The sequence below is a fragment of the Nocardia xishanensis NBRC 101358 genome (assembly GCF_001613365.1).
Lineage (GTDB): Bacteria > Actinomycetota > Actinomycetes > Mycobacteriales > Mycobacteriaceae > Nocardia > Nocardia xishanensis.
This window is the reverse complement of the sequence record NZ_BDCF01000014.1, coordinates 120579-143441: the sequence shown is the minus strand read 5'-3', so window position 1 is coordinate 143441 and position 22863 is coordinate 120579. Positions and strand designations below refer to the sequence as shown.

General features: G+C 67.8%; 14 protein-coding genes. 13 read left to right on the top strand and 1 reads right to left on the bottom strand.

Translation table 11 applies throughout. The features are described from left to right. Position 1: 1 nt before the first annotated feature. The 13 genes from NX1_RS13945 to NX1_RS13885 all read left to right on the top strand — a co-directional run bounded on the left by NX1_RS13945 (position 2) and on the right by NX1_RS13885 (position 22256). A complete protein-coding gene (locus NX1_RS13945; RefSeq protein ID WP_068058387.1) occupies positions 2-928 on the top strand; it encodes a decaprenyl-phosphate phosphoribosyltransferase in 927 nt (308 codons plus the stop codon). Positions 929-932: 4 nt separating this feature from the next. Then, positions 933-2861 (top strand): arabinofuranosyltransferase AftB family protein, encoded by a 1929-nt coding sequence (locus NX1_RS13940; RefSeq protein WP_245668494.1) that lies wholly within the window; start codon positions 933-935, stop codon positions 2859-2861. A 248-nt stretch (positions 2862-3109) separates the two neighbouring features. Further along, complete coding sequence (locus tag NX1_RS13935) at positions 3110-4195, top strand: alpha/beta hydrolase (RefSeq protein ID WP_084501410.1); 1086 nt, start codon at positions 3110-3112, stop codon at positions 4193-4195. 304 nt (positions 4196-4499) lie between these two features. Continuing rightward, entirely contained in the window at positions 4500-5555 is a 1056-nt protein-coding gene (locus NX1_RS13930) for an alpha/beta hydrolase (RefSeq protein WP_084501409.1), read from the top strand. A gap of 337 nt (positions 5556-5892) precedes the next feature. Further along, positions 5893-6891 (top strand): alpha/beta hydrolase, encoded by a 999-nt coding sequence (locus NX1_RS13925; RefSeq protein WP_157119723.1) that lies wholly within the window; start codon positions 5893-5895, stop codon positions 6889-6891. A 397-nt stretch (positions 6892-7288) separates the two neighbouring features. After that, positions 7289-8326: an alpha/beta hydrolase gene (locus NX1_RS13920; RefSeq protein WP_245668493.1), complete on the top strand. Its 1038-nt coding sequence runs from the start codon at positions 7289-7291 to the stop codon at positions 8324-8326. A gap of 189 nt (positions 8327-8515) precedes the next feature. Next, positions 8516-10390 carry an alpha/beta hydrolase-fold protein gene (locus NX1_RS13915; protein WP_084501407.1) on the top strand — a complete coding sequence of 625 codons (1875 nt, stop codon included), beginning with the start codon at positions 8516-8518 and terminating at the stop codon, positions 10388-10390. A 101-nt stretch (positions 10391-10491) separates the two neighbouring features. After that, positions 10492-11040, top strand: a complete 549-nt coding sequence (locus NX1_RS13910) for a DUF732 domain-containing protein (RefSeq protein ID WP_068058384.1) — start codon at positions 10492-10494, stop codon at positions 11038-11040. After that, positions 11037-12020, top strand: a complete 984-nt coding sequence (locus tag NX1_RS13905; protein WP_084501406.1) for a cutinase family protein — start codon at positions 11037-11039, stop codon at positions 12018-12020. Before NX1_RS13910 ends, NX1_RS13905 begins: the two co-directional genes overlap by 4 nt. Before the next feature lie 167 nt (positions 12021-12187). After that, positions 12188-13207: an LLM class F420-dependent oxidoreductase gene (locus tag NX1_RS13900; RefSeq protein WP_068058382.1), complete on the top strand. Its 1020-nt coding sequence runs from the start codon at positions 12188-12190 to the stop codon at positions 13205-13207. A gap of 197 nt (positions 13208-13404) precedes the next feature. Continuing rightward, positions 13405-15324: a long-chain-fatty-acid--AMP ligase FadD32 gene (gene fadD32, locus NX1_RS13895; RefSeq protein ID WP_068058380.1), complete on the top strand. Its 1920-nt coding sequence runs from the start codon at positions 13405-13407 to the stop codon at positions 15322-15324. A 111-nt stretch (positions 15325-15435) separates the two neighbouring features. After that, complete coding sequence (gene pks13, locus NX1_RS13890; protein WP_084501405.1) at positions 15436-20715, top strand: polyketide synthase Pks13; 5280 nt, start codon at positions 15436-15438, stop codon at positions 20713-20715. Beyond that, a complete protein-coding gene (locus tag NX1_RS13885) occupies positions 20712-22256 on the top strand; it encodes an acyl-CoA carboxylase subunit beta (RefSeq protein WP_068058378.1) in 1545 nt (514 codons plus the stop codon). Before pks13 ends, NX1_RS13885 begins: the two co-directional genes overlap by 4 nt. A 67-nt stretch (positions 22257-22323) precedes the next feature. Here NX1_RS13885 and NX1_RS13880 read toward each other — a convergent pair whose 3' ends face one another. After that, on the bottom strand, positions 22324-22821 hold the full coding sequence (locus NX1_RS13880; protein WP_068058376.1) for a peptidylprolyl isomerase: 498 nt from the start codon (positions 22819-22821) through the stop codon (positions 22324-22326). Positions 22822-22863 lie beyond the last annotated feature (42 nt).

Below are 22863 nucleotides of genomic sequence, written 5' to 3'. Positions count from 1 at the left end.
CATGAGTGAAGAGCCGACCGGCGCCGATCTGGCCGAGGCCGTTGTCAAGGGTCCGCCGAAGACGTTGGCGGGTGGTCTGATCAAGGCTGTCCGGCCGCGTCAGTGGGTCAAGAACGTCCTCGTGCTCGCCGCCCCGCTCGCCGCGGGCTCGGTGACCGAGATCGACGTTCTCGCCCACGTCGGTGTCGCCTTCGTGGTGTTCTGCATGGCGGCCTCCGGCATCTACCTGGTCAACGACGCGCTGGACGTCGAGGCCGACCGGGCCCACCCGACCAAGCGGTTCCGCCCCATCGCGGCGGGCATCGTCCCGGTGAACCTGGCCTACGGCCTGTCCGCCGTGCTGCTGATCGGCTCGATCGTCGGCTCGTTCCTGGCGGCCTGGCAGCTGGCGGTGGTGATGGCGGTCTACATCGTCATCCAGCTGGCCTACTGCTTCGGACTCAAGCACCAAGCGGTGCTCGACATCTGCATCGTGTCCAGCGGTTTCCTGCTGCGCGCCGTCGCGGGTGGCGCGGCCGCGGACATCCCGCTCTCACAGTGGTTCCTGCTGATCATGGCGTTCGGCTCGCTGTTCATGGCGGCGGGCAAGCGCTACGCCGAACTCCAGATCGCGCTCGGCACCGGCGCCAAGATCCGCAAGTCGCTCGAGTACTACACGCCCACCTACCTGCGCTTCATCTGGACGCTCGCGGCCACCGCCGTGGTGGTGTTCTACGGGCTGTGGGCCTTCGAGCAGGACCGCGCCAACGACACCACCTGGTTCGCTGTCTCGATGATCCCGTTTACCATCGCAATCCTGCGTTACGCGGTCGACGTCGACGGTGGCGAGGCCGGAGAACCCGAAGAGATCGCGCTGGGGGATCGCGTCCTCCAGTTCCTCGCAATCGCCTGGATCGGAGCGGTAGGTGTCGCTGTCTATCTCACCTGACGAGATGTTGGTAGAGGGAGCGGAGCGAACTGGAGACGAGGCGGAACGCACTGCGAACGCGCAGGCGCGGTCCGCCTCGTCTTTCCAGCGCCTATCCCGAGCCACGTTCGTCGGTGGGATCGCGCTCACCGCGGCGCTTTTCGCGGTCGGCGGCTGGCAACGTCGCTGGATCGCCGACGACGGCCTGATCGTGCTGCGCACCGTGCGCAACCTGCTCGCGGGTTACGGCCCGGTGTTCAACATGGACGAGCGGGTCGAGACCAACACCAGCACGGCGTGGACCTACATCGTCTGGTTCTTCAGCTGGCTGACCCAGGCGCGCTTGGAGTACGTGGTGCTCGGCATCGCGCTGACGCTCTCGGTGGCCGCGATGGTGTTCGCCATGCTCGGCACGGCCCGGCTGTGGGGCGGCACGAAGTCGGCGCTGCTGCTGCCCGCGGGCGCGCTGGTCTACATCGCGGTGCCGCCCGCCCGTGACTACGCCACCTCCGGCCTGGAGAGCAGCCTGGTCATCTGCTGGCTCGGCGCGCTGTGGTGGCTGATGCTGCGCTGGACGCAGGCCGAGCGGGTGCGCCTGGCCGGGTTGCTCGGCCTGGTGTTCTTCGCCGGACTCGCCCCGCTGATCCGGCCGGAGATGACGCTGGTCGGCGCGCTGGCGCTGTTGATGATCTTCTTCGCGCCGCTGCCGCAGACCCGGTTCCGCCCGATCGTGCTGCGCGCGGGCATCGTCGCCGCGGCGGGCCTGGTGCCGCTCGGCTACCAGATCTGGCGGATGGGCTACTACGGCCTGCCCTACCCGAACACCGCTGTCGCGAAGGACGCGGGCGGGGCCAAGTGGAGCCAGGGCTTCACCTACCTGTGGGATCTGGTCGGCCCGTACTTCCTGTGGATTCCGCTGCTCGTGCTGCTGATCGTCGGCGTCGTCGCGACGCGCGCGACGAAGGCACCCGCGGCGAGCGACAAGTCCGCCGCGGCGCAGGGACGGCTGCGCCGGTTCAGCGCGTGGCTGCGCTCGCCCGCCGCCGTGGTCACCCTGGTGCTGGTCAGCGGGTTCCTGCTCACCGTCTACGCGCTGCGGGTCGGCGGCGACTTCATGCACGGGCGCATGCTGCTTCCGCAGTTGTTCCTGCTCCTGCTTCCGGTCGCGGTGATTCCGCTTCGGCTCCCCGAAAGGGGACTGCGCGCGGCGAACTGGTCGTTCGCGGTGATCCTGATCGCCTGGCTCGGCACGCTCGGCTGGGCGCTGTTCGCCTCGGGCACCACGGCCATCAAGACCGGCACCAAGATCAGCTCGTCCGGCATCGTCGACGAGCGCGTCTACTACGTGCTCAACACCGGCCACGACCACCCGATCCGCGCCTCGGACTATCTCGACTATCCGCGAATCCGGGCCATGGTGAACAACATCCAGGAGACGCCGAACGGCGGCCTGCTGCTGAACTCGCCGTCCTTCATGTTCTGGTACATCGCGCCGCCGCCGCAGCCGATCCCCGATGGCGGAGCCGGGCACACGGTGTACTTCCTGAATCTCGGCATGACCAGCATGAACGTCCCGCTCGACGTGCGCGTCATCGACCAGATGGGCCTGGCCTATCCGCTGGCCGCGCACACCGAGCGCCTGGTCGACGGCCGCATCGGCCACGACAAGAGCCTGTACCCGGACTGGGTCGTCGTTGATTCGGGCATGGTCGACCGGAAGCCGTGGATGCCCTGGTACCTGGACGAGAAGTGGGTCCTCCAGGCCCGCACGGCCATGTCGTGCCCGGACACCCAGGCGCTGCTGGTCTCCTCGCGCGATCCTTTGACCTTCGAGCGCTTCCGGCACAACTTGCGCAACGCGCTGTCGTTCGCCAAGTACCGGATCGATCGGGTGCCGAAGTACGAGATCGAGCGCTGCGGGCTGGTCGACCCCGTCCCGCCGCCGCCGAACTGACGGGTCACACCACCCCCGAGGTCACACTGTGCCCACGGATCACCGTGGGCCCAGTGGTTTCTGATCAACTTCTCCTCGAGTGGTGTGCACCGCTTTATCTCTTTTTGATAACGCCCTTGCATCGATGGCGGGTTAGGCTCATCCGGTACGCCCGCCGGGGTGTCCACTCGTCGTGGACGGAGACCGGCGGTCTCCGTCGAGTCGCGGCCCTCTCCGGTCGCATATACAGGGAAAGGCCGAAAACGAATATGCGAGGCGTGATCGGGCGCAACGCGCGGGCTGGTCGCCTGCGTGCTCGAAGAGCCGGTGGATGGCTCAAGAAGTCGGTGTTGGTCTCGATGGCAGTCGTGCTACCGCTCGGGGCGTCGGTGGCAGGTGGGGGCGCGACCGCATCCGCTGCGTTCAACCCGGAGGGCTTCGACTTCTGGGTCGACTCCAGCATGGGACCCATCAAGTCGCGCATCTTCCGCGCGGCCGACGGCAACACCAACCGCGTGGTGTACGCGCTGGACGGCATGCGCGCCCGCGGTGACCTGAGCGGCTGGGAGATCGACACCGAGGTCGCCCGCGAGCTCAGCAAGTGGAACATCAACGTGGTCATGCCGGTCGGCGGCCCGTCGAGCTTCTACGCGGACTGGAACGCGCCGAGCACCTTCCTCGGCATTCCGACCGGCTCGGGCCCCTCCGGTTCGTCCTCGGGCTCCTCGATGACCGGTTCGTCCGGCTGGAACGAGACCGTCGGCAAGGTCAGCACCTACAAGTGGGAGACCTTCCTGACCGAGAACCTGCGCTGGGCGCTGCGCGACCGGCTCGGTTTCAGCCCGAACCGCAACGGCGTGTTCGGTCTGTCGATGGGCGGCAGCGCCGCACTGACGCTGTCGGCCTACCACCCGGATCAGTTCAGCTTCGCCGGTTCCTACTCCGGCTACCTGAACATCTCCGCGCCTGGCATGCGCGAGGCGCTCCGCGTGGCGATGCTGAGCGCCGGTGGCTACAACATCGACGCGATGGCGCCGCCGTGGGGTCCGCAGTGGCTGCGGATGGACCCGTTCGTGTTCGCGCCGCAGCTCAAGGCCAACAACACCCGCCTGTGGATCGCCGCGGGCAGCGCCCTTCCCGCCGCGGGGGATGTGAACACGCCGCTGGACGTCGTCCAAGGCGTGCCGCTGGAAGCGCTGGCGCTGGTCAACACCAGGGCTTTCCAGGTGCGGATGATGACGCTCGGCGCCAACAACGTCACCTACAGCTTCCCACCCGTCGGCATTCACAACTGGCGGAACTGGGAGTCCGAGGTCTACCGGATGATTCCGGACCTCTCGGCCAACATCGGCTGATTCGACGTTCGATCCGAAGCCGCCCGGCGCCACCAGCGCCGGGCGGCTTTTTCGTGCGCCGAGCGGGTCGCCGGTAAGCGGGCTCGACAACGAATCAGTAGCGGGAGAATAACGAATCCTTGTGGCTTGAATCACTTTCCAGCAACATAGAAGCATTCGTTCCCGATTGATACACAGAAAGCATGCACAGAGGTCGAAACGTCCGTTTTCAGTGCGGACGGGTGATCTTGGTGTCCGATGAGGGGGCTGGTTGAGTTGCTTGCCGTTTGCCCTCTTCCGGTCGTCGAGGGAAAGGTCTGGTCGAATGCGTAATGTCCGCTGGAAGCGCTCCCACGGGGCGTCATCCGGATCGTGGGCGCGGAAGTGGGCGCTGGGAGTCGCGGTCGCCATGTTGGCGCCACTCGGGGTGTCCGTAGCGGGCACTGGAGCGACGGCCTCGGCGGCCTTCGATCCTGCGGCCTTCGACTTCTGGGTCGATTCGGGCATGGGCCCGATCAAGTCGCGCGTCGTGCGCGCGGCGGACGGCAACACCAACCGCGTGGTCTACGTCCTCGACGGCATGCGGGCTCCCGAGACCCTCAACGGCTGGGAGATCGAGACCGGCATCCCCGCCCTGCTGGCCAGTTGGAACATCAACGTCGTGATGCCGGTCGGCGGCATGTCCAGCTTCTACGCGGACTGGAACGCCCCGAGCGAGTTCCTCGGCATTCCCGCGGGTTCCGGCTCCAGCTCCGGCTCCGGCGCGATGAACACGCTCGCGGGCGGTCCCGGTAAGAGCTACCGGTACCAGTGGGAGACCTTCCTGACCCAGAACCTGCGCTCGGCGCTGCGCGACCGGCTCGGTTTCAACCCGAACCGCAACGGCGTGTTCGGTCTGTCGATGGGCGGCAGCGCCGCGCTGACCTTGGCGGCCTACCACCCGGATCAGTTCAGCTTCGCCGGTTCCTACTCCGGCTACCTGAACAACTCCGCCCCCGGCATGCGCGAGGCGATCCGCGTTGCGATGATCGACGCGGGCGGCTACAACGTGGACTCGATGGCGCCGCCGTGGGGTCCGCAGTGGCTGCGGATGGACCCGTTCGTCTTCGCGCCCAACTTGATTCGCAACGGCACCCGCCTGTGGATCGCCGCGGCCAGCGGCCTGCCATCGGCCACCGATTCGCCGAGCTTCAACACACTCAACGGCATGGGGCTCGAGGCGCTCGCCCTGGTCAACACCAGGGCCTTCCAGGCCCGCATGGCGACGCTGGGCGGCGGCAACGCCGTCTACTCCTTCCCGGCGTACGGCATTCACGCCTGGAACAACTGGGCTGAAGAGGCGAACCGCATGCTTCCCGACCTGTCCGCGAACATCGGCTGAGGTCACCCCCGAGGACCGCTCGGAGCCCACGGCTCCGGGCGGTCCTTTTGTTTTCCGGCGTTGGCTGAACGGTCGCTGGCGGACGAACACCAATCGGCCCCCGCATCGGCAGGCGTCCCCGCGCGGACAGAACGGGCTGACGTCCGGTTTTGATCACGATCCGATATCGGAGCGCGTTTCCGCGTCCTCCCGCTTCGAATACCCGCATATAGAAGAGCAATACCGCCGGAACCCGCGCTCCTCCGGTTACCGGCGCCGAGTGTCGATCCTCGTGCACGACGATTGCGGTCAACGGTGACCGCGCGGGCGAAAGGGCTGGTCGATGCGAGTTGCAGGCATGAACGGTGCGGTTGCCGGGGGACGTTCCCCGCGGCGTTGGTTACGGCGTTCGGTCGCCGGTCTGGCACTCGCGCTCGCGGTGCCTTTCGGCGCGGCCACCGCGGGGATGAGCGCCCCGGCGGCGGCGAGTTTCGATCCGGCCGGCTTCGATTTCTGGGTCGATTCCAGCATGGGCCCGATCAAGAACCGGATTTTCCGCGCCGCCGACGGCAACACCCAGCGCGTCGTCTACGCGCTGGACGGATTGCGCGCACGCAACGACCTGAGCGGCTGGGAGATCGACACCGACATCTCCCGCGTCCTCACGCAGTGGAACATCAACGTGGTGATGCCGGTCGGCGGCCAATCCAGCTTCTATTCGGACTGGATCGCGCCGAGCAACACCAACGGTCAGACGGTCGTCTACGCCTGGGAAACGTTCCTCACCGAGAATCTGCGCTGGGCGCTGCGTGACCGGCTCGGTTTCAATCCGACCGGCAACGGCGTCTTCGGTCTGTCCATGGGCGGCAGCGCGGCGCTCGCGTTGGCCGCTTATCACCCCGACCAATTCCGTTACGCGGGTTCGTATTCCGGATATTTGAACATTTCGGCGCCCGGCATGCGCGAGGCATTGCGGCTGGCGCTGCTCGACGCGGGCGGTTTCAACATCGACGCCATGTGGGGTCCGCCGTGGGATCCGCGCTGGCTGCGCCACGACCCGTTCATGTTCGCGCAACTCTTGCGGCAGAACGGAACTCGGCTCTGGATTTCGGCAGGAAGCGGCATGAGCGGTCCGCGCGACGTGATCAATACTCCGATCGACCTGTATCACCTCAACAACGCCAGGGCGCTGGAGACGCTCGCGCTGGCCAACACTCGCGCTTTCCAGAGCAAGATGGACAGCCTCGGCGGCGCGAACGTGGTCTACAACTACCCGGAGATCGGCGTGCACAGCTGGCCTTACTGGCAGGACCAAGCGCTCGCGATGTTGCCCGATATGAGCGCCCATATTGGATGACGTAACAACCGCGCCTCGCGGATGGGCCGGATCGAGGTCCGGATTCGCCGGGCTCGCGACATCCCTCCTCGACGGAGGATATGGATCACTTCTGGATTGCGTAACAAAATCGACAGTCGGGGACGACATCACTGCTGGAACGCGGTAGGGTCACCGCACGATCACAGATTGTGCGCGGGCGGATTTCGGCCACCCGGCCGACCGCAGCCTTGCTAAGGATTCGGACGTCGAATATCCTCCTGCGAGCGCAAGTGTGACCAGATCGTTGTAGCGCCGTCGCTCGATGCCGGAATGTCGGGAACCGGCATGGATGTGACGCGCGTCTCGTTGGCAGCACGGGTGTCGCCCCGCCGGCTCGGCATGGCGGCACCGCAACAGCAGAAAGTGAGCAGCATTCATGCGTTTCGGCAGGGCCGCCGCGCCGAAGAGTGTCAAGTCGGGTCGGCAGGGCGCACCTCGTGGTTGGCGTAATCGAATTCTGGGTGTCGGTGCGGCCGCGTTGGCGCTTCCGATCGCCGCAGGACTGGCTTCCCCGACCGTCGCCACCGCGGCTCCCGTGCACGCGCCGGTGCTGCGCGCGCCCGCGGGTGGCTACGAGGAGTTGATGGTCCCGTCGCAGATGGGCCCGATCAAGGTCCAGGTGCAGTGGGCATCGCGCGGCGGCAACGCGGCGCTGTACATGCTCGACGGCCTGCGCGCTCGTGACGACCGCAACGCGTGGTCGTTCGAGACGAACGCGATGGACCAGTTCAAGAACGACAACATCACCCTGGTGATGCCGGTCGGCGGTCAGTCGAGCTTTTACACCGACTGGTACGCGCCCAGCAACACCAACGGTCAGAAGACCACCTACAAGTGGGAAAGCTTCCTGACCAACGAGCTGCCGAACTTCCTCGCGGGCTACGGCGTCTCCAAGAACAACAACGCGGTCATCGGCCTGTCAATGGGCGGTAGCGCCGCGCTGGCCCTGGCCGCCTACCACCGCGACCAGTTCAAGTTCGCCGGCTCCTACTCCGGCTACCTGAACATCTCGGCGCCCGGTATGCGCGAGGCGATCCGCATCGCGATGCTGGACGCGGGTCGCTACAACGTCGACTCGATGGCCGCGCCGTGGAGCCCGCAGTGGCTGCGGATGGACCCGTTCGTGTTCGCGCCGCAGCTGAAGGGCCTGCCGATGTACATCTCGGCGGCGTCGGGTCTGCCGGGTCAGTTCGACCGGCCGAACTCGCCGGTCGGCCTGTTCAACACCGGTAACGCGATGGCGCTCGAGGCCCTGTCGCTGGTCAACACCCGCGCGTTCCAGGTTCGCCTGGGCTCGCTCGGTATCCCGGCCTTCTTCGACTTCCCGGCCGCGGGCACCCACTCCTGGAAGTACTGGGAGGGCCAGCTGTGGAACTCCCGCAAGGGCATCCTGGACGCCACCGGCGCCTGGTGATCTCCGCGCGCTGAACATCGGCGCGTACTGAAGAACGACACGGCGCCGCCGCTTCCTCGTCGAAGCGGCGGCGCCGTCGTTTTTCGCCGGGCCGACGACACGCCGTGCGGTCACCGGAAAATCAGACACCCGGGTTTGCGGTGGGCGCGTCTACCTGGAACCGGAGGTGCGCGGGGGTACAAAGCTCTGGTGGCTGAAGTTGCGTGTGGTAAACGGGGAAAGGCACGTCGCCGCGGCGGACACACGACGCGCGGCCGGTTCGCACTGCTCGCCACCGCCTTGGCGCTACCCCTGGCCGCCGGAATCACCCCGCTGAACTCGCCTGTTGCGGCTCAGCCGACGACCGTTGCCGTCCCGGCCTCGGTGCAGAACGTCGTCTGGCTCGGTGACCGCCGGGTGTCGCTGTGGGTTAACTCACCGTCCATGGGTGCGCCGGTGCAGGTGCAACTGCTGCTGGCAAGGGACTGGAACGCCCGGCCGGACGCCAGGTTCCCGCTGCTGTTCATGCTCGACGGCCTGCGCGCCACCGAGGACGAGAGCGGCTGGACCAAGGATGCGGGCGCGGTCGACTTCTACGCCGACAAGAACGTCACGGTGGTGCTGCCGATCGGCGGCCAGTCCAGCTTCTACTCCGATTGGCTGCAGCCGGACAACGGCAGGAACTACAAGTGGGAGACGTTCCTGACCAAGGAGCTGCCGCCGCTGCTGGAGAGCCAGTGGCGAGCCACGGATGTGCGTGGCATGGAGGGTCTTTCGATGGGCGGGACGGCGGCGATGTTCCTCGCCGGGCGCAATCCGGGTTTCAGCAAATACGCCGCCTCGTATTCGGGCTTCCTCACCACGACCACCCTCGGCATGCCCCAGGCCATCGAGTACGCCATGCGCGACGCGGGCGGGTTCGATTCTGCCGCGATGTGGGGTCCGCCGACCAGTCAGGAATGGGAGAACCACGACCCGTACGCGCTGGCCGACCGGTTGAAGGGCGTCAGCCTCTACGTCTCCAGCGGCAGCGGCACGACCGGGCCGTTCGACCAGGCCGCGGGCATTCCAGGCATCAGTACCAACTACGCGGGCATGGGCCTGGAGATTCTGTCCCGGCTCACCTCGGAGAACTTCGTCACCAAGCTGACCGAGCTGTCCATTCCGGTGCAGGTCAACTACCGCCCCTCCGGCACCCACTCGTGGCCGTACTGGGATTTCGAGATGCGCCAGTCGTGGACGCAGGCGGCGTCCGCGCTCGGTGTGGAGGTCGGCAAGCCCGCGTGCGCGCCCGCGGAGTCGATCGGCGCGGCGGTGGCCGTCAACGGCTGGCTCGGCGAGTGCCTCACCGGGGAGTACCAGGTGGCGGGCGGCGTCGCGCAGGATTTCCGCGGCGGTCGCGTGTTCTTCTCGCCGGAGACCGGGGCGCACGGGGTGGCGGGCATGATCGCCGGCGGTTACCAGGCCGCGCACGGACCCGCGGGTCCGCTCGGCCTGCCGACCGGCGGGGAGCGCGCGCTGCCCGACGGGCGCGGACGGTTCCAGCCGTTCCAGCACGGCTCGCTGTATTGGACGCCACAGACCGGCGCCCAAGTGGTGCGCGGCGCGATCCTCGACGAATGGGGCAGGCAGGGCTTCGAGCGCGGGCCCGCGGGCTACCCGACCGCGCCCGAGGTCAAGACGCCGAACAAAGATGGCGCGGTGCAGGCCTTCGAGGGCGGCCCGATCTACTACAGCGCCAAGACCGGCGTGCACCGGGTGCAGGGCCTGATCCTCGGGAAGTACGCCGAGCTGGGTTACGAGAACAGCTGGCTGGGTTTCCCTGCGGACGAGGAACTTCCGCTGAAGGACTTCGGTCGCTACAGCCGATTCGAGGGCGGCAACGTCTACTGGAGTCCGCTCTCCGGCGCCTGGGCGGTGCGCAACGGACCCATGCTCGATGCCTGGCAGAGCGTCGGCTTCGAGAACGGCAAACTCGGCTATCCGATCAGCGACGAGTTCGCGATCCCCGGCGGCGTGCGACAGAACTTCCAAGCCGGGTTCATCACAGTGCGCGATGGCAAATCGGAGGTTCACGGTCTTTGATTCCGACCGGTCTGTCGGCTGACTGACGGCGCTCGGTTCGTCGTTGCCATTACCCTGGGGGCGACCGATCCCCCTTGCCGACAGATCGAGGACATAAATTCATGCATCGGACCCGTGGAAAGGTACTGGGCGTCGCCGTGGCGATCGCCGCGACCGGCCTGCTCGCCGCTTGCGGTGACAACGACTCGACCGCGACGAGCACGCCGACGCTGGCGCCGACCACGACGGCGACGTCGCGGCCCGCCGCCGCGCCGACCAGTCCCGCCGAAACCGGCCACGAGGGCCACGAGAGCACCCCGGCCCCCGCCCCCGAGCAGGCCCCGCCCGCCGAGACCGCAGCGCCCGAGCGCCCGCAGCCGGTGCCGACCAACCAGGTGCCGCCCGCCGACACCTCCAACCTCACCGAGAAGGACCGCAAGTTCCTCGACGCGCTGAAGGCGCAGGGCGTGAACCCCTCCAGCCCGGACATCGCGCTGAGCATCGGCAGCTACGTCTGCCAGGGCGTCGCCGCGGGCGCTTCCGAGGCCGATCTGACCACGTTCGTCAACGCCATGGCCGGTTCCGATCCGTCCTTCGACCCGGCCAAGATGCCGGTGGAGCAGGCCGGGCAGATCTACATCCAGACGGCCAAGCAGAACTACTGCCAGTGAGTGCTCGTCGCGGTTCGAGACCCCGCCGGATAGGGCCGGCGGGGTGCCTGGTGTTTCTCGCGGTCATCGCGTTGATCGTCGTCGTGGTGATCCTGCTGTGGTTCCTGCTGGCCGGACGGCTGCGGGTGCCGAAACCGGGCCCCGAGCCGACGCCGCCGCCTACCTCGCAACCTGCTACGTGTCCGGACGTGCAGATGATCTCGGTCCCTGGCACGTGGGAGTCGAACAGCACGGACGACCCGCACAACCCGGCGGCCAATCCGCTGTCGCTGATGCTCAACATCTCCGGGCCGGTGCGGCAGCAGTTCCCCGCCGAGCGGGTCGACGTCTACACCGTCCCGTACGTGGCGCAGTTCTCGAACCCGGTCGCCATCCCGCCGGACGGCCAGCAGTCCTATAACAACAGCCGTTCCGAGGGCACCCAGCGGATGGTCGAGATGATGACCGAGCGAGCGCGTGAATGCCCGTTGACCACCTATGTGATCGCCGGTTTCTCGCAGGGAGCCGTGATCGCGGGCGACATCGCCGCGCAGATCGGGGCCGGCAAGGGTCCGGTTCCGGCCGACCGGGTGCTCGGCGTGACGCTGATCGCCGACGGCCGTCGCGCCGGCGGGCCCGAAACGGGCGGTGCCATCCCGATCGGCACGCCGCCGCCCGGCGTCGGCGCGGAGGTCGCGCTGGCGGGCCTGAAGGTGCCCGGCATCACGATGACCGGTCCGCGGGACGGATTCGGCGCGCTCGCCGACCGCACCTACACCATCTGCGCTCCGGGCGATCTGATCTGCGATTCGCCACAGCAGGCGCTGAATCCGGTGAACTGGATTCCGAGCGTGGTCACGCTGGTGCGCGCCGCCGGAAACCCGGTGCACGCTCTCTACAATGGTTTCGTGGTGGACGGAAACGGCACCACGGCCACGCAGTGGACGGCGAACTGGGCCGGCGGTCTGATCGAGGGAGCCCCTCGGCCGCCGCATTCGTGAGATGGCACAAACCACGCCGATGGAGGCGTGTGTTCGGCCATCCGGTGCTGCCGCAAACGCACGGGAGTTCGTCGGCACGTTGTAAAGTGCGCTGATGATCGCGACTACCCCCGAGTATCGGGGGCTGGCTTCGCGCCGCATTTCCTTACAGCCAGGAGCATGAGTTCATGACACAAGCCGCCGCCACGGCCGGTGAGCTGACCGCATTGGGCACCCCGTTGCGTCCTTTTCGCTTCGCGGCTGCGGGCGAGGGGAACAAGCAAGAGGGCGGAGCCCGCAAGTTCGTGCAGACGGCGCAGCAGGCCGAGGAGTACGGCTACGACACCTTCGTCGTGCCGGATCACCTCGGTGACCAGATCGGTCCGATCGCCGCGCTCGGCGCACTGACGCAGGCCACCGAGAAGATCCGCCTCGGAACCTCGGTGCTGGCCAATGGTTTCCGGCACCCCGTGGTGCTCGCCAAGGATCTTGCCACCATCGACGTGCTGTCGAAGGGCCGCCTCGAGGTCGGCCTCGGCGCGGGCTGGAAGCAGGACGAGTACCAGGCCGCGGGCTTGGTCTACGACTCGCCCGGCGTGCGTCTGGCCAAGCTGGACGAGGCGCTGACCATTCTGGACGTGCTGCTGCGCGGTCAGGAATGCACCTTCGAGGGCAAGTACTACCAGGTCGACGGCATCAAGGGCACGCCGCGGCCGCGGCAGGGCCCGCGCCCGCCGATCTGCACCGGCGGCGGCGGACCGAAGATGCTGCGCCTGGCCGCAAAGCACGCCGACATCATCTCCGTCGTTCCGGTCACCACCAAGAACGGCAAGGGTCTGCTCTCCGGCATCACCATGGAGAAGACCATCGAGAAGGTCAACCTGATCAGGGAGGCCGCGGGCGAGCGGTTCGATCAGATCGAACTGAACTGGGCCATCACCGCGATCGTCATCACCGACGATCGGGAGAAGACCGCCGAAATGGCGCTCACGGCCATCGACCGCGGTCTGCACCCCGACCTGGAGGTGGACACCAAGCTCTCGGTCGAGGACATCCTGAATTCGCCCTACGTGGCGATCGGAACGTTCGAGGAGATCGCCGAACAGATCCGTCGTGTGCGACAACTCACTTCTATGTCGTACGTCGGGGTTTTCCCCACCCAGATGGACGCGTTCGCACCGGTTATCCCCCTGCTGCGGGATGAGTGACCGGGTCTTCTCTGTAACATCACTCTGGTTCGAAAACATTTAGCCGATAGCGGTCACCGCGCAGACCGCGTGAAAATCTGCAGGTTCGGCTCTAGGAACAAGAGCACCCGCGGGCGAAAGCGAGTCGGGGCCTCACAGATAGGTGACGGGCGGTGGAGCCGCCGTCTTGCTGCGTGTGCCTCGGAGGAGAAGAAGGAATGGACGAGACTTTCGACGACTACCTGGACGAAACCGGGAACATCCGTATTCCCGAGGATCACACCCTGGTTGACCACGTCGAGAAGCACACCCGCAACGACGCGAACACTCTCGCGTACCGCTACATCGACTACTCGCGGGAACGCGATGGTGAGGTACACGAGCTGACGTGGCAGCAATTCGGAGTCCGGCTGCGCGCGGTGGCCGCCCGACTGCAGCAGGTGACCAAGCCGGGCGACCGGGTCGCGATCCTGGCTCCGCAGGGCCTCGACTACGTGGTCTCCTTCTTCGCCGCCATCTACGCGGGCACCATCTCGGTGCCGCTGTTCGACCCGGACGAGCCCGGCCACACCGACCGCCTGCACGCGGTGCTCGGCGACTGTGAGCCCTCCGCCATCCTGACCGCGAGCTCCTCCGCGGCCGGGGTGCGCCAGTTCTTCCGCGCGCTACCCGCCGCGCAGCGCCCGCGCATCATCGCCGTCGACGCGATCCCCGACAGTGTCGGGGAGACCTGGGTGCGCCCGGACATCAAGATCGACGACATCGCCTACCTGCAGTACACCTCGGGCTCGACCCGGGTACCGGCGGGCGTTGAGATCACCCACCGCGCCGTCGGCACCAATCTGCTGCAGATGGTCCACTCCATCAATCTGGACTGGAACTCGCGCGGCGTCACCTGGCTGCCGCTGTTCCACGACATGGGCCTGCTGACGGTGATCCTGCCCGCGGTGGGCGGCAAGTACATCACCATCATGTCGCCGAGCGCGTTCGTGCGCCGCCCGTACCGCTGGATCAAGGAGCTGGCCGCGGTCTCCGACGGCGCGGGAACCTTCGCCGCCGCACCGAACTTCGCGTTCGAGCACGCCGCGGCGCGCGGTCTGCCGAAGCCGGGCGAATCGCTGGATCTGTCGAACGTCATCGGTCTGATCAACGGCAGCGAGCCGGTCACCACCTCCTCGATGCGGAAGTTCAACGAGGCGTTCGCGCCCTACGGTCTGCCCAAGACCGCCATCAAGCCGTGCTACGGCATGGCCGAGGCGACCCTGTTCGTCTCGGCGACCAAGGCCGAGGACGAGGCCAAGGTCGTCTACGTGGACCGCAAGGAGCTCAACGCGGGCCGGATGGTGAAGGTCGAGCAGGACTCCGAGAACGCCATCGCGCAGGTGTCCTGCGGTTACGTGGCGAAGTCGCAGTGGGCCGTGATCGTCGACCCGGAGACCGTCGAGAGCGACGGCGGCGGTCACGAGCTGCCCGATGGCCGGGTCGGCGAGATCTGGCTGCACGGCAACAACATGGGCATCGGCTACTGGGGCCGACCGGAGGAAACCGCGAAGACCTTCCAGAACAAGATCACCGAGCCGCTCGTCGCCGGCAGCCACACCGAGGGCGTCGAGTCCGACGCACACTGGATGCGCACCGGCGACTACGGCGTCTACTTCGAGGGCGAGCTCTACATCACCGGCCGCGTGAAGGACCTGGTGATCGTCGACGGCCGCAACCACTACCCGCAGGACCTCGAGTACTCGGCGCAGGAAGCGAGCAAGGCGCTGCGCCCCGGCTTCGTCGCCGCGTTCTCGGTGCCCGCCAACCAGCTGCCCGCCGAGGTCTTCGAGCAGGGCAGCCACTCGGGCCTGAAGTCCTTCGACGCCGACGACGCCTCCGAGCAGCTCGTCATCGTCGGCGAGCGTGGCCCCGGCGCGGGCAAGGCCGATCCGCTGCCGATCGCCGACGCGGTGCGCGCGGCCGTCTCGCAGCGCCACGGAGTCACCGTGCGCGACGTGCTGCTGGTGCCCGCGGGCTCGATCCCGCGCACCTCCAGCGGCAAGATCGCCCGGCGCGCCTGCAAGACTGCTTATCTGGAGGGAACCTTGCGGGGCGGTTACACCCAGCAGGCTTTCCCCGATGCACCGGAAGAGTAATTGCCCAGGGTGAGTTAGGGGCCGATCATCGACGCTCGGCGCGGATCTCATCCACGCCGAGCGTCAATTCACGGCGCGCCCGGTTACGCAGACAGGTAGCTTGAGGAATTGATGGCTGACAACGAGGGCACGCCCACCCAGACGACCGAAACCGCGCCCGCCGCCACGGAAGGCACGGCCGCGCCCGCCACTGCCGACATGTCGGTGACCGAACTGCGAGAGTGGTTGCGCCGCTGGGTCGCCGACGCGACCGGCCAGCCGATCGAGCAGATCACGGTGGACCGGCCGATGGAGGAATTCGGGCTCGCCTCGCGCGACGCACTCGCCCTCGGCGGCGACATCGAGGAACTCACGGGTGTGGTGCTGAACGCGACCGTCGTCTACAAGCACCCGACCATCGCGTCGTTGGCCGAAGTCATCGTGCACGGTGAGCCCGAGGCGCCCGAGGAGTCGGCGGACGACGCTTTCTACACCGCCGGTTACACCCCGGGCGAGGCGCACGACATCGCGATCGTCGGCCTTTCCACCCGGCTGCCCGGCGCGGGCGACACCCCGGAGTCGACCTGGGAGTTCCTGATCAACCGCGGCGACGCGATCCGGGAGCTGCCGGAAGGCCGCTGGTCGGAGTTCACCGCCGACCCGAACATCGCGAAGATCGTCGCGGAAAGCAACACTCGTGGCGGCTACCTGGACCAGGACGTGGTCAAGGGCTTCGACGCGGAGTTCTTCGCGATGTCCCCGATCGAGGTCGAGCGGGTCGACCCCCAGCAGCGCCTGATGATGGAGCTCACCTGGGAGGCGTTGGAGCACGCCAGGATTCCCGCCAGTGAACTCAAGGGCGAGTCGGTCGGCATCTTCATCGGCTCGTCCACTCAGGACTTCCAGCTGATCGCCGCCCTCGGCCTCGGCGACCGCGACCCGAGCCTGCCCATCTCGGCGGAGGCCTACGCGCTGCTGGGCGCATCGACGGGCATCATCGCCAACCGCGTCTCCTACTTCTTCGACTTCCGCGGTCCCTCGGTCACCGTCGACACGGCATGCTCGTCCACGCTGGTCGCCCTGCATCAAGCCGTACGCGCGCTGCGTGACGGTGACGCCGACCTCGCGCTGGCCGGTGGCGTGAACATGATCCTGGCCCCGGTGGCCACGCTCGGCTTCGAGAAGAACGGCGCGGTCGCCAAGAACGGCCGGATCAAGGCGTTCTCCGCCGACGCCGACGGCATGGTCCGCTCCGAGGGCGCCGGTCTTGTCGTGCTCAAGCGCCTGGCCGACGCCGAACGCGACGGCGACAAGATCTACGCGGTCGTCAAGGGTTCCGCGATCAACAACGACGGCCGCTCCAACGGCCTGTTCGCGCCGAACCCGGACGCCCAGGCCGACGTGCTGCGCGCCGCCTACCGCGACGCGGGCATCAAGCCCTCCACCGTGGACTACATCGAGGCGCACGGCACGGGCACCCCGATCGGCGACCCGATCGAGGCCGATGCGCTCGGCCGGGTGGTCGGTCGTGGACGAGATGCCGACAAGCCCGCGCTGCTCGGCTCGGCCAAGACGAACTTCGGTCACCTGGAGTCCGGAGCGGGCGTGCCTGCTCTCGCCAAGGTGGTGATGGCGTTCCAGCACAACGTCATTCCCCCCAACATCAACTTCGCGGGACCGAGCCCGTACATCCCGTTCGAGCAGGCGCGCCTGAAGGTTGTCGACGAGCCGACCGAATTCCCGCGCTACAGCGGCGTGGCCACCGTCGGCATCTCCGGCTTCGGCTTCGGCGGTGCCAACGCCCACATCGTGCTTCAGGAGTATGCGGCGTCCGCTGCCGCGCCCGCTGAGGGCGCGCCTGTCGAGGTTTCCGCTGAGCCGAACCTGGATGACGAGAACGTCGACGTGATCGCCGAGGCGACCGAGGTGGTCGCCGAGGCCGAAGCGGAAGTCGTCGAGGCTGCGGCCCCCGAGGCGAAAACCGCCGAGGCGCCCGCCGAATGGTCGGCCGACCGCGAAGAGCCGCTGCCGGTGATCCTCGCGGTGTCCGGCTACCTGCCCTCCCGCCGTAAGCGCGCCGCCGCCGTGCTGGCCGACTGGCTGGAATCCGATGCCGGTCGCGACGTCCCGCTCGCCGACGTGGCCCGTTCGCTGGCCAAGCGCAGCCACTGGCGTTCGCGTGGCGTCGTGATCGCCAAGACGCACGAAGAGGCCGTCGCCGGTCTGCGCGCCATCGCCGCGGGCAAGCCGGGCACGGGCGTGTTCACCGCCGACGCGCCCGCCGCGCAGGGCCCGGTCTGGGTGCTCGCCGGTTTCGGCGCGCAGCACCGCAAGATGGGCAAGCAGCTCTACCTGGAGAACGCGATCTTCCGCGCCGCCGTCGACCAGGTCGACGAGTTGGTGCAGGACGAGGCCGGTTACTCGATTCGCGAGATGATCCTGGACGACGCCCAGGACTACAGCGTCGGCACCTCGCAGGTCGGCATCTTCACCATTCAGATCGGTCTGGCCGCGCTGCTGCGCGCGCACGGCGCCGAGCCCACCGCCGTCGTCGGCCACTCCATGGGTGAGGTCGCGGGCGCGTACATCGCGGGCGGCCTCGCGCTCGAGGACGCGGTGCGGGTGATCTGCGCCCGTTCCCGCCTGATGGGCGAGGGCGAGGCGATGATCACCGACGCCGACGTGCGCAACATGGCGCTGGTCGAGCTGAGCGCCGCGGACGTCGAGGCCATGCTGCCGGAGTACCCGGACGTCGAGGTCGCGGTGTACGCCGCGCCGACCAACACGGTGATCGGCGGTCCGACCGAACAGGTGCAGGCGATCGTCGCCAAGGTCGAGGGCGCGGGCAAGTTCGCCCGGGTGCTCCAGACCCGCGGCGCCGGCCACACCTCGCAGATGGATCCGCTGCTCGGCGAGCTGGCCGCGGAGCTGGCGGGCATCGAGCCGACCCGCATGAAGGCGGGCCTGTACTCGACGGTGAACAAGGAGCAGTTCTACCGGCCCGGTCACGACCCGATCCACGACGAGGACTACTGGGTCAAGAACATGCGCCACAGCGTGTACTTCACCAACGCGGTGAAGCTCGCGGTGGACTCCGGGCACACCACCTTCCTGGAACTCGCGCCGAATTCCGTTGCGCTGATGCAGGTTCTGGGCACCACGTTCGCGGCCGGGCTGCACGACGCGCAGCTCATCCCGACGCTCAAGCGCAAGGAAGACGAGTCGGCGGGCGTGATCTCCGCGCTGGCCCAGCTCTACGTGCACGGCCACGCCGTCGACCTGTCCTCGCTGCTGCCCGCGGGCGAGTACGCCGATGTGCCGCGAACCGTGTTCGTGCGCAAGCAGTTCTGGCCGGAGAGCCGGATGTCCAGTGGAAGCGGCAACACCAGGATCCCCGGCGCGCACGTCGCGCTGCCGGACGGCCGCCACGTCTGGGAGGTCCAGGCGGGCGTCGTCACCGACATGGCCGCACTGGTGAATTCGGCTGCGGCGCAGGTGTTGAGCGATGTCGCGGTGGGCGCTTCGATCACCCACGGCGCGCCGCCCGCCGCCGGAACGCTGACCACCACGCTGACCCCGCACCTCGGCGGCGCGTCGGCGCAGGTGCACGCCAAGGAGGGCAACGCCTTCCGCTTGCTTTTCGAGGCCGTGGTGACCTCCGGCGCCCCGCTGCCGGAAACCGCTGTGGCGCAACCGGTCACCGAGACCGCGGTCGCGGCCGTCGCGGAACCCGAGGTCGTCGAGACCTTCGGCGACCGGTGGGATCCCAACGGCAGCCAGACCATCGAGGAGCGGCTCGCGATCATCGTCGCGGAGTCCATGGGCTACGCCGTCGAGGACCTGCCGATGGAGATCCCGCTCATGGAGCTGGGTCTCGACTCGCTGATGGCGATGCGCATCAAGAACCGCGTCGAGTTCGAATTCGACATCCCGCAGCTGCAGATCCAGGCCGTGCGCGACGCCAACCTCAACGAGGTCGGCAAGGTGCTGCGCTACGCCATCGAGCACCGCGAAGAGGTGCAGGCGATCGCGGACAAGCAGGCCGCGGGTGAAGAGATCACCGTCGACAGCGATGCTCTCGCGGCGGCGCGTTCGGCGCTGGAGTCGGGCGACGACCCGGCCGTGGCGGTGCAGGCCGCGGGCGCGCCGGTGCCAGGGCTGGATGTCCAGAACACCACGGTCGAGGCCGAGGCGGAGAAGATCGTCGCCGAAGCCGCTGCGCAGCAGGCCACTCCGGCCGTCGCGGCACAGCAGAAGACCCCTGCCGTCGCGCCCGCCGAGGCGGCCTCGATGTTCGGCGGTCAGGAGCAGAGCTCCGCAACCGAGGACGATGTGCCGCCGCGCGACGCCGCCGAGCGGTTGACCTTCGCCAGCTGGGCGGTCGTCACCGGCAAGTCGGCGGGCGGCATCTTCAACACCCTGCCGATCCTGGAGGAGGAGATCGCCGAGAAGCTGGCGGCTCGCCTCACCGAGCGGGTCGGCGCCGAGATCACCGTCGACGACGTGCTCGACTGCGAGACGATCGAACAGCTGGCCGACGTGGTGCGCCAGCTCCAGGACAGCGGCGCCGACGTGGACGGTTTCGTCCGGCCGCTGCGCGCCCGCGCCGAAGGTTCGAACGCGGTGCCGGTCTTCGTGTTCCACCCCGCCGGTGGCAACACCCTGGTGTACGAGCCGCTGCTCAAGCGGCTGCCCGCCGATACTCCGATGTACGGCTTCGAGCGAGTCGACGGCTCGATCGAGGAGCGTGCCCGCCAGTACCTGCCCGAGCTGCGCAAGTTGCAGGGCGACGGACCGTACGTGCTGTACGGCTGGTCGCTCGGCGCGGTCCTGGCACTGCAGGTCGCGCAGCTGCTTCGGGCCGAGGGCGCGGACGTTCGGCTGGTCGGCCTGATCGACCTGGCGATCCCCGTCGAGAACGAGGACAACAGCCCCGCCGAGCGCGTGCGCCGGATCGAACGTTTCCAGGTCTTCGCCAGGAAGACCTACAACGTCCCTGGCGAGCTGGATCGCGAGCAGATCGAAGAGCTGGCCGCCGCCAGTGACGAAGAGCAGTACAAGATGATCACCGACCTCATCAAGATGAGCGGTGCGAAGATTCCGGGCGGCGTGCTCGAGCATCAGCGCACCTCGTGGATCGAACAGCGGGCGCTGCAGCAGACCCAGCCGAGTCGCTACGACGGCGACGTCGTGCTCTACCTGGCGGACCGCTACCACGACGGCGCGATCGAGCTGGAGCCCCGCTACGGGGACCGGCGCCCGAACGGCGGCTGGGACGAATACATCGAGAACCTCGAGATCGTGCACATCCCCGGTGATCACTTGCAGATCGTCGACGAGCCGCGGATCGGCCGGATCGGTGCCGACCTGACCGCGAAGCTCGGGGAAATCGAGGCGAAAGGCGCACAGTGAGCACTACTGCCGAAAAACTCGCCGACCTGCGTAAACGTCTAGAACTGGCGCAGGAACCGGCGGGGGAAGCGGGAGTCGCGAAGCGGGCGAAGAAGGGCATTCCCAGCGCCCGCGACCGGATCAACATGCTGATCGATCCGGGAACGTTCGTGGAGATCGGCGCGCTGGTGCGCAAGCCGGGCGATCCCACCGCGCTGTACGGCGACGGCGTCGTCACCGGACACGGCCTGGTGGAAGGTAGACCCGTGGCGGTGTTCTCCCACGACCAGACCGTGTACGGCGGATCGGTCGGCGAGATGTTCGGCCGCAAGGTCGCCTACATCCTGGAGTACGCCGCCAAGGTCGGCTGCCCGGTCGTCGGCATCAACGACTCCGGCGGCGCGCGCGTGCAGGAGGCCGTCACCTCGCTGGCCTGGTACGCGGAACTCGGCAGACGCCAGGAGCCGCTGTCGGGCCTGGTGCCGCAGGTTTCGATGATTCTCGGCAAGTGCGCGGGCGGTGCGGTGTACGCCCCGATCAACACCGACGTGGTGGTGGCGACCGAAGAGGCGTACATGTTCGTCACCGGGCCGAAGGTGATCCGCGAGGTCACCGGCGAGGACGTGAGCCTCGAGGAACTGGGCGGCGCGCAGAGCCAGGCCGAGTACGGCAACATCCATCACGTCGCCAAGGACGAGGCGGCCGCGTTCCAGTGGGTGCGCGAGTACCTCGGCTTCCTGCCGACCAGCTGCCAGGAGCTAGCCCCGATCGTGAATCCCGGCCTGGAGCCGGAGATCACCGACACGGACCGCGAACTGGATTCGCTCGTGCCCGACTCGGACAACGCGGGCTACGACATGCACGAGATCCTGCTGCGCATCTTCGACGACGGCGATTTCCACGAGGTCGGCGCGAGCGCGGGGCGCAACATCATCACCGGCTTCGCCCGCGTGGACGGCCGCAGCGTCGGCGTCGTCGCCAATCAGCCGATGGTGTACGCCGGTGCGCTGGACGCCCGCGCCTCGGACAAGGCGGCGCACTTCGTCCGGCTCTGCGACGCCTTCGAGATCCCGCTGGTCTTCGTGGTCGACACGCCCGGTTTCCTGCCCGGCGTCGAGCAGGAGAAGATCGGCGTGATCAAACGCGGCGGGCGCTTCCTGTTCTCCTTCGTGGAGGCTACCGTGCCGAAGGTGACCGTCGTGATCCGCAAGTCCTACGGCGGCGGCTACGCGGTGATGGGCTCCAAGCAGCTCGGCGCCGACGTGAACCTGGCCTGGCCGACGGCCCGCATCGCGGTGATGGGCGCTGAGAGCGCGGTGAGCCTGATCGGCGCCAAGCAGATCGAGGCCGCGCCGGAGGACCAGCGCGCCGCGATGCGCCAGCAGATGATCGACTTCTACAACGCGACCGTGGCGACGCCGTGGGTGGCCGCCGAGCGCGGGTACATCGACGCCGTCATCGAGCCGTCCAGCACCCGCCTCGAGCTACGCAGGGCGCTGCATCTGCTGCGGGACAAGCAGCTCGCGCGCAACCCGCGCAAGCACCACTTGCTGCCGCTGTAGCTCCTCGCGAACCGGAATCGGGCCGTACTCCCTTGGGAGACGGCCCGATTCGCGTTTCCTCCGGTTGTCAGCCGATGGTCGCGGAAGTGATGACGACCGCGTCGAGCGGCACGTCCTGGTGCATGCCCGCCGAGCCGGTGGCGACGCCCGCGATCTTGTCGACCACGTCGGTGCCGTCGACGACCGCGCCGAACACGGTGTAGCCCCAGCCGGACGGGGTGGGGGCCGAGTGGTTCAGGAAGTCGTTGTCGGCGACGTTGATGAAGAACTGCGCGGTGGCCGAGTGCGGGTCGTTGGTGCGGGCCATCGCGACCGTGTACTTGTTGTTCTTCAGGCCGTTGTTCGCCTCGTTCTTGATCGGGGCGTTGGTGCCCTTCTGGCGCATGTCGGGCTCGAAACCGCCGCCCTGGATCATGAAGCCCGGGATCACGCGGTGGAAAATCGTGCCGTTGTAGTGGCCCGCGTTCACGTAATCCACGAAGTTCTGCACCGTCGAGGGCGCCTTCTCCGCGTCCAGTTCCAGGACGATAGCTCCGAAATTCGTCTCGAGATTCACCTTGGTCATACCCATACCTTTCCATTCGCCGGGGAATGGGTCACCAAGTCG

What these genes read in the sequence shown, in the direction of transcription:
- NX1_RS13900 (WP_068058382.1), top strand. Translation starts at nt 12,188, where the DNA reads ATGACACAAGCCGCCGCCACGGCCGGTGAGCTGACCGCATTGGGCACC.
- pks13 (WP_084501405.1), top strand. Translation starts at nt 15,436, where the DNA reads ATGGCTGACAACGAGGGCACGCCCACCCAGACGACCGAAACCGCGCCC.
- fadD32 (WP_068058380.1), top strand. Translation starts at nt 13,405, where the DNA reads ATGGACGAGACTTTCGACGACTACCTGGACGAAACCGGGAACATCCGT.
- NX1_RS13940 (WP_245668494.1), top strand. Translation starts at nt 933, where the DNA reads ATGTTGGTAGAGGGAGCGGAGCGAACTGGAGACGAGGCGGAACGCACT.
- NX1_RS13935 (WP_084501410.1), top strand. Translation starts at nt 3,110, where the DNA reads ATGCGAGGCGTGATCGGGCGCAACGCGCGGGCTGGTCGCCTGCGTGCT.
- NX1_RS13925 (WP_157119723.1), top strand. Translation starts at nt 5,893, where the DNA reads ATGAACGGTGCGGTTGCCGGGGGACGTTCCCCGCGGCGTTGGTTACGG.
- NX1_RS13945 (WP_068058387.1), top strand. Translation starts at nt 2, where the DNA reads ATGAGTGAAGAGCCGACCGGCGCCGATCTGGCCGAGGCCGTTGTCAAG.
- NX1_RS13880 (WP_068058376.1), bottom strand. Translation starts at nt 22,821, where the DNA reads ATGACCAAGGTGAATCTCGAGACGAATTTCGGAGCTATCGTCCTGGAA.
- NX1_RS13930 (WP_084501409.1), top strand. Translation starts at nt 4,500, where the DNA reads ATGCGTAATGTCCGCTGGAAGCGCTCCCACGGGGCGTCATCCGGATCG.
- NX1_RS13910 (WP_068058384.1), top strand. Translation starts at nt 10,492, where the DNA reads ATGCATCGGACCCGTGGAAAGGTACTGGGCGTCGCCGTGGCGATCGCC.
- NX1_RS13920 (WP_245668493.1), top strand. Translation starts at nt 7,289, where the DNA reads ATGCGTTTCGGCAGGGCCGCCGCGCCGAAGAGTGTCAAGTCGGGTCGG.